Origin of the sequence: Cedecea sp. AS113 (assembly GCF_037152415.1) — a bacterium.
In the GTDB taxonomy this organism is placed as follows: domain Bacteria; phylum Pseudomonadota; class Gammaproteobacteria; order Enterobacterales; family Enterobacteriaceae; genus Cedecea.
Genome location: NZ_JBBCMI010000030.1, coordinates 33,310 through 40,651, shown reverse-complemented (window position 1 = coordinate 40,651; position 7,342 = coordinate 33,310). Strand labels below are relative to the sequence as shown.

The following is a 7,342-nucleotide window of genomic DNA, read 5'->3' as shown; positions in this document are numbered from 1 at the left end:
CAAACCGGTGGTTGTAGAAAAATTCGGTGGAGCGGTAGTTCAGTCGGTTAGAATACCTGCCTGTCACGCAGGGGGTCGCGGGTTCGAGTCCCGTCCGTTCCGCCACTTATTTAAGCCCTGAGTCTTCGACTCAGGGCTTTTTTGTTTTTAAATTTCATCACACACGGCGGCATTGTTGCTGATTTAGCAAAAATCTTCTGCATTTATCTGCCTTTTTCATCAAAGTTCTCCCCTGCATACTCTGCCTCATACAAACGCACACCCTATAATGAGGTTAATAATGGCAATTCCTGCATTCGGTCTGGGCACTTTCCGCCTGAAAGACGACGTCGTCATCGCATCGGTTAAAACTGCGCTGGAACTGGGCTATCGCGCAGTAGACACTGCTCAAATCTATGATAATGAAGCGGCTGTTGGTCAGGCCCTGGAAGAAAGCGGTATTCCGCGTGATGAACTGTTTATCACCACCAAGATCTGGATCGAAAATCTGAGTAAGGACAAGCTGATCCCGAGCCTGAAGGATAGCCTGGCGAAACTGAATACTGATTATGTCGATCTGACCCTGATCCACTGGCCATCACCAAACGACGCCGTACCGGTTGCTGAATTTATGCAGGCGCTGTTGTCGGCGAAAGAAGCGGGTCTGACTCGCCAGATTGGGATTTCGAACTTTACGGTAGAGCTGATGCAGCAGGCCATTGACGCCATTGGCGCTGAAAACATTGCGACTAACCAGATCGAACTGTCGCCATACCTGCAAAACCGCACCGTTGTTGAGTGGGCAAAACAGCATAACATCCACATCACGTCTTACATGACGCTGGCGTATGGCAAGGCACTGGCAGACGAAACGATTGGCCGCATTGCACAGAAGCATCAGGCGACCCCTGCTCAGGTGATTCTGGCGTGGGCGATGGCTCTGGGTTACGCAGTCATTCCTTCATCTACCAAACGTGTGAATCTCGAAAGCAACCTGCAGGCGCTGAACTTGAAGCTGGATGCAGAAGACATGGCGGCTATTGCTGCTCTGGAATGCAATGACCGCCTGGTGAGCCCGGAAGGTCTGGCACCTAAGTGGGATAACTGATCCTGATTACGGCCCTGCATGGGGCCGTTTTACTGCGTCACTCAGAAAATCAATAAATGCACGAATACGTGTACTGACCGCCCGGTCGCTATAGTACACCGCACTGAAAGGCATATTGACCGGCAAAAGTTTATCGGCAAGCACCTCAATGAACTCTCCGCTCTCAATCTCTTTATCAATCATAAAATCCGACAGGCAGGCAATGCCGTTTCCCGTCAGGCAGAGCTGCTTAAGTGTCTCGCCACTATTCGAAGATAACCCAGGCTTGATCTCAAAAAGCTGCCCATCCGCTTGTGAAACAGGCCAGCGGTTAAGAGATGACGGCTCGGTAAAGCCCAGGCAGACATGATTCATCAAATCGTCGGCAGTCTCCGGCACACCGTGTGCCGCCAGATATTCAGGTGATGCAATAATCTTGCGATAACTGCTAAAGAGTGGGCGAGCACGTAAGCTTGAGTCGGTTAAATTGCCCACGCGGATCGCCACATCGACTTTGCGTTCGATGAGGTTAATGAAGGTTTCTGAAGAGACTAGCGAGAGCGTCATTTCCGGGTAGCGTTCGCGGAACGGTTTTATCAGCGGCATCAGTAAATGCAACATTACCGGCGTTGCGGCATCAATGCGCAATAATCCCCGCGGCGTTTGCTTACTTTCCATCACTTCATTTTCGGCTGCGGCCATCGCCTGCAGAATCTGCTGCACGTTACGGAAGTAGCGTTCACCTTCCTCCGTCAGGCTCAGCTGCCGGGTTGTGCGGTTGAGCAGGCTTACTCCCAGCTTCATCTCCAGCTTTTTAACCGTTCTGCTTACCGCAGAGTTAGCCTGTCCCAGCTGTTCTGCTGCGCGGCTAAAACTCCCGCTTTCTACTACGGCAACGAAAATCGCAAGTTCTTCCGATGTAGCCTTCATTGTTGCTCCACAAGCAAAATTCTATTGAGATTTTACATATTTTTGTTATTTAAGCATCCCGCCATACTGCGTGTCATCAAAAGACACCTGTTATGGAGTAAATTATGCCTCTGGCGCTTCTGGCACTGACAATCAGTGCTTTCGCAATCGGTACTACCGAATTTGTGATTGTCGGGCTTGTGCCGACCATCGCTGAACAACTCGCGATCTCCGTGCCGTCGGCAGGATTGCTGGTTTCTATCTATGCCCTGGGCGTAGCCATTGGCGCGCCTGTCCTGACCGCTTTAACGGGTAAATTGCCGCGTAAACAGCTGCTGATTGGGCTAATGGCTCTCTTTACAGTGGGCAACGTTATTGCCTGGCTGTCGCCTAATTACGAGACCCTGGTTGTGGCTCGTCTACTAACTGGCCTGGCGCACGGCGTGTTTTTCTCTATTGGCTCTACGATTGCGACAAGCCTTGTGCCTAAAGAGAAAGCAGCTTCGGCCATTGCCATTATGTTTGGTGGCCTGACGGTAGCGCTGGTGACCGGCGTGCCATTAGGCACTTTCATCGGGCAGCATTTTGGCTGGCGTGAAACCTTCCTCGCGGTATCGGCTATTGGCGTGATCGCGTTAATCAGCAGCATGATCCTTATCCCGAAAGATATTCCTAACCGTGCGATGGCGGGAATAAAAGAGCAATTACAGGTCCTGACGCATCCGCGTCTGGTACTGATCTATCTGGTTACTGCTCTGGGCTATGGTGGCGTGTTCACCGCCTTCACCTTCCTTGCTCCAATGATGCAGGATCTGGCCGGCTTCTCACCTTCTGCGGTTAGCTGGATCCTGCTCGGTTATGGCGTATCGGTGGCTATAGGTAACATCTGGGGTGGGAAACTGGCGGATCGTCACGGTGCGGTGCCGGCCCTGAAGTTTATCTTTGCTGCTCTGGCTGCGTTACTTCTGGTCTTCCAGTTCACAGCGCATTCACATGTTGCTGCCTTGCTGACGATTTTGGTGATGGGCGTTTTTGCTTTCGGCAATGTGCCGGGATTACAGGTTTATGTTGTCCAAAAAGCTGAACAATACACGCCCAACGCGGTAGATGTTGCCTCTGGGCTCAACATCGCGGCTTTTAACGTAGGGATTGCCCTGGGCTCTATTATTGGCGGTCAGACTGTACAGAACTTCGGCCTGGCGCAAACGCCCTGGATTGGCGCCGTGATTGTTGTTCTGGCACTGCTGTTAATAGGCTTAAGTGGCCGACTCGATAAGCAATCACGGGTTGCCATCGGTTAAGTTTTATCCTTCCGGAGCGTGATTGTTTACGTTCCGGAAAGGCAATGGTTTGTAATGGTCGTTGAAAGTCTGCGCTAAAGTCCCTATAACTGAAAGATAGCCTGCGAGCTGCGGGCAAGTTGAGTTACTGAGGTCGTTAGCCAAACGTGCACAAGAATACCTATGCCATGAGATATGTAGCCGGACAGCCAGCAGAGCGCATTCTGCCTCCTGGCTCGTTCGCGACTATCGGCCAGGCATTACCCCCCGGTGAACCTTTACCCGGTCAGGACACAATTCGCGTTCTGGTGTGGAACATCTTTAAGCAGCAGCGGGCCGACTGGCTTTCAGTGCTGCAAACCTTCGGCAAAGACGCACATCTGATGTTGCTCCAGGAAGCGCAAACGACGCCTGAGCTGGTCAGGTTTGCGACTTCTAACTATCTGGCTGCCGACCAGGTTCCTGCCTTCGTTTTACCCCAGCATCCTTCTGGCGTGATGACGTTGTCTGCAGCCCATCCGGTATATTGCTGCCCGCTGCGTGAACGCGAGCCGATCCTGCGCTTGTCTAAATCAGCTTTGGTCACGGTTTATCCGCTGCCAGACGGACGCATGTTGATGGTGATTAATATCCACGCCGTCAATTTTAGCCTCGGTGTCGATGTCTACAGCAAGCAGTTGGGGCCTATTGGAGACCAGATAGGGCATCACAACGGGCCGGTGATCATGGCCGGTGATTTCAATGCCTGGAGCCGTCCACGCATGAACGCGCTCTTCCGCTTTGCCCGCGAGATGACGCTCAGGGAAGTCCGCTTTACTGACGATCACCGCCGTCGGGCGTTTGGTCGCCCTCTTGATTTTGTGTTCTATCGTGGCCTGAACGTCACCGAAGCTTCGGTGCTGGTGACTCGTGCATCAGACCATAATCCGCTACTAGTTGAATTCCGTCCCGGCAAGCCTGAGCTGAAATAAGGTTCGTCAGGTCTGCCGTTGGGCAGACCTGTGCGCTGCCCTTTTTCTCACTTAACCGCAAGGACATAACGATGACAACGCAATCCCATCACGACAAAGTTGGCCAGCAGTTTGGATCTCAGGCCAGCGCCTATTTGACTAGTACGGTTCATGCTTCCGGGCGCGATCTGGAGCGGCTTAGCGCAAGGCTGAATGACTTCCCTCATGCCACGCTCCTGGACATGGGATGCGGGGCAGGGCACGCCAGCTTTATTGCCGCGGCTAAAGTGAAATCGGTGGTGGCTTATGATCTGTCCGAGCAGATGCTGGCGGTCGTTGCTGAAGCGGTAACAACGCGCGGAATAGCGAATATCGCGACACGTCAGGGATACGCGGAATCATTGCCGTTTGACGACGGTATTTTTGACGTGGTGATCAGTCGCTACTCAGCGCATCACTGGCACGATGTTGGTCAGGCGCTGCGCGAAGTAAAGCGCGTGCTTAAGCCCGGTGGTATTGCCATCTTTATGGATGTGACCTCGCCAGGCCATCCGGTTAAGGATATCTGGCTGCAAACGGTCGAGGCGCTTCGAGATACCTCGCATGTGCGTAATTATTCCAGCGGAGAGTGGCTTAGCCTGTTCAATGAGGCGGGCCTGGTCACGCACAGCGTGTTGTGTGACAGGTTGAATCTGGAATTTACCAGCTGGATCGCCAGAATGCGCACGCCGATAGTGTTATCGGACGCAATCCGCGCCTATCAAAAAAGCGCCTCTGACGAGGTGAAACAATACTTTGAATTGCAGCGGGACGGCTCATTCACCAGCGATATCATCATGCTGGAAGCGCGAAAGGCGTGAGGTAAAAAAGAAAAGGCACCGTAAGGTGCCTTTTTTGTTCTGGCTATCAGGTATCCGGCGAGCTGTTGCCGCTGACAAACAGCGTCAAACGGTCACCCGGTCTCAGGTCATCGGTACCGCTGTTCCAGCGCATCACATCTTTGATGTTCACGCCGTGACGTTTAGCAATACTCGACAACGAGTCGCCTTTGCGCACCTGATAAGTGATGCTGCTGTTATCAGCCAGCTGCGTGGCGCCACCTTTCACGCTGAGCGTCTGCCCAACTTTGAGGTGCGAGCCGCGCAGGTTATTCCAGCTCTGCAAATCCTTAGCATTCACACCGAGGCGTGAAGCAATGCTGGACAGAGTATCCCCTGAACGCACTTTATAGGATTTGTTGCCACCCGCGTTGAGGCGGTTATCCGCCACCAACGTTGGCTGTAAAGCATCGATTTCACCTGAAGCCAGAGAGGCTTTCAGCTGCTCGGCATGCTTTTTCGGCACCATCACATAGCGCTGATTTTTCCCAACGGTGGTGCTTTTCACGCCGGCGTTGAAGGTCTTCAGGTTGGTGAGCGACATGCCTGCCATTTCGGCGACCTGCGTTAACTCAACCGGAATGCTTACTTCAACACGCGCCAGCGCGCGGCTTTCATCCGTTGTCGGCAGACGTACGCCGTACTTCTGACTGTTTTTGAGTATGTCACTCAACGCCAGCATTTTCGGTACGTAGATCTTTGTTTCACGTGGCAAAGCCAGCGACCAGAAATCGGTAGGTTTACCCCGCGATTTGTTCGCTTTAATAGCATTCAGCACGCGGCCTTCACCGCTGTTGTACGCCGCCACGGTCAACAACCAGTCGCCGTCAAACATCTTGTTCAAACGCTGCATCATATCCAGTGCGGCAGTGGTGGAAGCCACTACATCACGGCGTGCATCGTACGCTTTGGTCTGCTTCAGACCGTAATTGCGCCCCGTACTTGGGATAATCTGCCAAATGCCTGCGGCATTTGCACCAGACGTCGCGTGGGGGTCAAAAGCGCTCTCCACTATGGGTAGTAGTACTAGTTCCATTGGCATGTTGCGTTTCTTAACTTGCCCGGCAATCCAGTACATATACGGCTCTGCCCGTAATGTTACATCGTGGAGATAGCTCTTATTACTCAGGTACTTCTGTTTCTGTTCGCGGATACGGATGTTTTCCGGTATCCCCATCTTTAGCTCGTTGCCGATGAAGTTCCACAGGTTTTGATCTTGCGCGAGGAAGGTTCCATCATCCATCCATCGCGCGGAGGTCGCTCGACCCGTGTACTTTCCTGCTTCACCTTGACCAGCTGCAGACAGACTCTGTGCGTGCTGTTGAATGTTGGCATCATGCTTTGACGCCTGGCACCCGACAAGCAAGACAGAGGCGAGTAGTATCGCTTTTGCCTTCATGTGTGTGTCAATGGTTGCTTAAAAGACGAGCGATGATACCGTCGCCTTTTCGACAACACAACCAGAATATTCAGAAGCTGTCCTTCTTTGTCCTTAACCAGGCGAATATCTCATGGGGTTGTTGCAAGTTTGTTTCTTTTTTTATTTCTTCTTTTAAAACAGTGCCTTCAGTGCGTAAAAAAATATTTATTTCACGTTCAGTTTGCAGGGAAGACGGCAATGTTGAATGATTTTTTGCGCGTAACTCCTTAACTTTTCGATAGTATCCCGTTAAATGCTCATCATGGGGTAGAATACTTAAGGCAAACTTTATGTTCGATTCCGTATACTCATGTGCGCAACAAATCAGTGTATCGGCGGGGAGTTCATTAAGCTTTTGAAATGAATTAAACATCTGATCTGCCGTGCCTTCAAAAAGCCTTCCACAGCCGCCTGAAAACATTGTGTCGCCGCAAAATAGATAAGGAAAACTAAAAAAGGAGATATGTCCTAAAGTGTGACCAGGTGTTGCTATCACGCGAAATTCACGCCCAAGCAGACTAAACTTATCCCCTTCGCCCACGATCTGAGTGGCGCCTTTCTGCCGGGTTTCCTCCGGGCCGTAGACCTTAATCTTCGGAAACTTGTCCTTTAATTGCTGAACGCCACCCACATGATCGGCATGATGATGGGTCAGCAGAATGGCCTCTGGCTGCCAGCCGTTTTCCTCTATTCCCCTCAATACCGGTGCGGCGTCGCCAGGGTCAACGATCACACATTTTCCCTGCTCGTTATTAAGCACCCAGATGTAGTTATCCTGGAAGGCACGAATACTGTTAAGATTCATAGTTCAACCTCTCTATGGCCATTAAGAAGGTAGT

The 7,342-nt window shown here is 51.8% G+C and carries 7 protein-coding genes and 1 tRNA gene; 5 read left to right on the top strand and 3 right to left on the bottom strand.

Features of this window, described 5'->3' with window-relative positions; genetic code table 11:
• The first annotated feature begins 28 nt into the window (after positions 1-28).
• Positions 29-105 (top strand) — tRNA-Asp (locus WFN87_RS22895).
• Between the two features lie 175 nt (positions 106-280).
• The gene (dkgB, locus tag WFN87_RS22890; RefSeq protein ID WP_008457256.1) at positions 281-1,087 is read left to right on the top strand and encodes a 2,5-didehydrogluconate reductase DkgB; all 807 of its coding nucleotides are present in this window, start codon (positions 281-283) and stop codon (positions 1,085-1,087) included.
• Between the two features lie 6 nt (positions 1,088-1,093).
• On the opposite strand, the gene yafC is transcribed toward dkgB, so the two are convergent.
• A complete protein-coding gene (yafC, locus tag WFN87_RS22885) occupies positions 1,094-1,996 on the bottom strand; it encodes a DNA-binding transcriptional regulator YafC (RefSeq protein ID WP_336983790.1) in 903 nt (300 codons plus the stop codon).
• A gap of 104 nt (positions 1,997-2,100) precedes the next feature.
• Here yafC and WFN87_RS22880 point away from each other — a divergent pair, with 104 nt between their 5' ends.
• From WFN87_RS22880 to WFN87_RS22870, 3 genes are all read left to right on the top strand, one after another.
• Complete coding sequence (locus tag WFN87_RS22880; protein ID WP_166876476.1) at positions 2,101-3,276, top strand: MFS transporter; 1,176 nt, start codon at positions 2,101-2,103, stop codon at positions 3,274-3,276.
• Positions 3,277-3,422: 146 nt separating this feature from the next.
• Complete coding sequence (locus WFN87_RS22875; RefSeq protein ID WP_008457262.1) at positions 3,423-4,226, top strand: endonuclease/exonuclease/phosphatase family protein; 804 nt, start codon at positions 3,423-3,425, stop codon at positions 4,224-4,226.
• A gap of 71 nt (positions 4,227-4,297) precedes the next feature.
• Complete coding sequence (locus WFN87_RS22870) at positions 4,298-5,065, top strand: class I SAM-dependent methyltransferase (RefSeq protein WP_336983791.1); 768 nt, start codon at positions 4,298-4,300, stop codon at positions 5,063-5,065.
• A 46-nt stretch (positions 5,066-5,111) separates the two neighbouring features.
• On the opposite strand, the gene mltD is transcribed toward WFN87_RS22870, so the two are convergent.
• Positions 5,112-6,482, bottom strand: a complete 1,371-nt coding sequence (gene mltD / locus WFN87_RS22865) for a murein transglycosylase D (protein WP_336983792.1) — start codon at positions 6,480-6,482, stop codon at positions 5,112-5,114.
• 70 nt (positions 6,483-6,552) lie between these two features.
• Positions 6,553-7,308 (bottom strand): hydroxyacylglutathione hydrolase, encoded by a 756-nt coding sequence (gene gloB / locus WFN87_RS22860; RefSeq protein ID WP_336983793.1) that lies wholly within the window; start codon positions 7,306-7,308, stop codon positions 6,553-6,555.
• Positions 7,309-7,342 lie beyond the last annotated feature (34 nt).